Origin of the sequence: uncultured Cyclobacterium sp., assembly GCF_963976465.1 — a bacterium.
Taxonomy (GTDB): domain Bacteria; phylum Bacteroidota; class Bacteroidia; order Cytophagales; family Cyclobacteriaceae; genus Cyclobacterium.
Genome location: NZ_CAXBOC010000607.1, coordinates 1 through 2,973, shown reverse-complemented (window position 1 = coordinate 2,973; position 2,973 = coordinate 1). Strand labels below are relative to the sequence as shown.

Below are 2,973 nucleotides of genomic sequence, written 5' to 3'. Positions count from 1 at the left end.
CCGCTACTTTCGGAAAAACACAGGCGGCCGAGTTGCTAATCAAGAGTGGGGCAGATATAAACGCAAAAAGTTCGGATGGCTCCACCCCTTTACATACAGCTGCATTTTATGGCAGAGTGGAAATTGTAAGGGCCCTGCTGGAGAAAAAGGCAGATATAGCAGTTAAAAATTCCTATGATGCTACTGCACTGGAATCAGTTTCAGCTCCTTTTGAAGCTGTAGTGCCGATATATGATGAAATAAGTAAGAACCTTGGTCCAATGGGGCTAAAATTAGACTATGATCAATTGAAAAAAGACCGAAAAGTGATTGCTGACTTGATAAATAACCACCAATAATCTTTACACCATGATAAATAATAGAAGATATGATATCGATTGGTTGAGGGTAATTGCCATAGGTTTATTACTTATATACCATATAGCAATTGGCTTTCAGCCATGGGGGGTGTTCATTGGGTTTATCCAGAATAATGAAGCGCTGGAATGGATATGGACACCCATGTCTATGTTAAACGTCTGGCGTATTCCCTTGCTGTTTTTCGTTTCAGGAATGGGCGTCTATTTCGCCATTCAGCGACGTTCATGGAAAGAACTTTTGTTGGAAAGAACAAAGCGAATTTTACTTCCATTTATTTTTGGCATGTTAGTGATAGTGCCCTTACATGTTTGGCTGTGGCAATACTATTACAATCAAGATTTGACCTTTATGGTAAATCCGGGACATTTATGGTTTTTAGGTAATATTTTTATTTATGTGCTGATTTTTACACCGCTATTCTTTTACCTAAAAAGCAAACAAGAGGGTAGGTTATATGCAGTATTGAATAGGTTCATGGCAAGTCCATTTGCACTCTTAGTGCTTATGATTCCTTTTATAGCAGAAGCAAAATTGGTTCAACCTGAAAACTACGAACTGTATGCAATGACCCCACATGGGTTTTGGCTAGGAATGATAGCCTTTCTCACAGGCTTCCTTTGTGTGTATGCAGGACTACCTTTTTGGGAAAATGTAACAAAATTTAGATGGGCTTTATTGCTGTTTGCATTTACCCTATATCTTTTGCGTTTGCAGCAAATCACAACTGGTTTATCTCAATATTTAATTCCCGTCGAATCTGATTTTTGGATTTATACGGTTTTTGGATTTGGACATAAATATTTAAATCGGCCTAGCAAAGTGCTATCCTATTTAAGTACTGCAGCTTACCCAATTTACATTTTACATATGTTCTTCCTTTATCTGGCCTCTTTGTTTGTATTTCCTATGGGCATTCCTCCTTTAGCGAAATTGGCTGTAGTTGTCTTACTCACCTTTGCAGGCTGTTTGATAAGTTATGAGTTTTTGATCAGGAGGATCAATTGGATAAGACCACTTTTTGGCTTGAAAGAAAAGTCCAGCTTTCGTGAAAATTCAATTGCTGTAGAAAAAGAATTAAAATTAGGTAAGTTATGAACTATCCAGCCCTAAGATCATTAGCCCATCTCCTTTTAAGCGTCACGCTAGCAGCTGCTTTTCTAAGCGGCTGTATAACGGACCTGTTTCACCAACCGGGATCTATTGAGGAGGAAATGCAAAAAGCCGTTGAAGGCAAGTTTGACGGCATGATAGTATATGTGAATCAATCGGGAAAATCTTCATTTTATAGTGCCGGATTCAATAATAGAGAAAAGCAAATACCAGCTGATCCACATGATTTGTTCAAAATAGCCAGTATTAGCAAACTATATATGGCTGCAGCTACCACCAAACTGGTCGCTGCAGGAGAATTAGATCTCGAACAAACATTGGTTGAACTCATTCCCGAAGTAAGCAACCGCATAGCCTACGCAGATCAAATTACGCTAAGGATGATGCTTTCACACCGAAGCGGAATTCCGGAATTCATATACGAAGCGGAATACGAAAGTGGTACTACTGAAAGTTATATGGCCACAGCCGAACTGATATATGATAAAGCGGCGGATTTTAAACCCAATAAAAAATATGACTACTCCAATACCAATTACTTGTTGCTTGGAGAAATTCTTGACAGAACGCTCGGTTATTCTCACCACGATTTCATTCGGAATAAGCTTCTAATTCCGCTCGGACTTGATGAGACCTATAGCCTCTACAGCGAGGTAGACTCCAACAAGGTAATGAGCGGTTACTTGATGGACTGGGAACCTGACCTTAAATCATGGGATCATACCAGACCGGGAGGCTCTATGATTGCAACAGCTGAAGACGTTGGGACATTCCTTAGGGCATTAATTGATGGCAGCTTATTTAACGATAAGGAACAGGCTATTTATTCATCTGTGTATGCATATGAACATACAGGTTGGCTCCCGGGATACACCAGTATTGCTCGTTACCACAGTGATATTGATGCGGTAGTTGTTCAATTCGTAAATACAAGCGGCAAAGAAAATTTTTGGTTGAAATTAGAAAGAGTCTACAACAGAATTGTAAGCGTTGTGGAAAGGAATCAATTAAACATTAATAGCGATTAAACAATACCTAATCATAACGTCAGGTGAGTTATCTGAAGCCAGAATGGGAACCCTTTTAGTGGGTTTTCTGAGGAGGGAAAGGGAATGGCAGTCTCAACTTGTTCTGGATACTTACAGCTTTCTCCACTAAAAGTCCTCCCTAAGCCTACCGATGACAGGTTTTTATAAAACTGAATTAGGTTAAAGTCATATGATAAATTAATTTCCGCCTTGTAGATTTTCGGCGTTTAGAAATTTAAGTAGGGGTTGGCAAGGACACAGGCATATTTGACGTAGATATGAGCATTAAGTACCGGAAAGGCAAGCTGAATAGCTCACACCTGAAATGCCAAAGTTTGCCTGTGTGAGGGTAGCCTTAAATTTTAGCCGAAAAGATACTCAGCGGCGGGTTTTATTGGTTACTTTTTTGACCTGTAGCAAAAAAGTAACAATAGTCAAGGTAAATGATATTGTATCGAAAAAGGGAATTGTAAAA

3 protein-coding genes are annotated in these 2,973 nt (G+C 39.3%); all 3 read left to right on the top strand.

The window, feature by feature from the left end; all coding sequences use genetic code 11:
• Positions 1-338 (top strand): ankyrin repeat domain-containing protein (locus tag AAC037_RS22835; protein WP_339905878.1); only part of this gene is annotated, 338 nt, incomplete at its 5' end.
• 10 nt (positions 339-348) lie between these two features.
• Entirely contained in the window at positions 349-1,455 is a 1,107-nt protein-coding gene (locus tag AAC037_RS22830; RefSeq protein ID WP_339905876.1) for an acyltransferase family protein, read from the top strand.
• Positions 1,452-2,498, top strand: coding sequence for a serine hydrolase domain-containing protein (locus AAC037_RS22825; RefSeq protein ID WP_339905874.1), 1,047 nt, complete (start codon positions 1,452-1,454; stop codon positions 2,496-2,498). Before AAC037_RS22830 ends, AAC037_RS22825 begins: the two co-directional genes overlap by 4 nt.
• Positions 2,499-2,973: the final 475 nt, after the last annotated feature.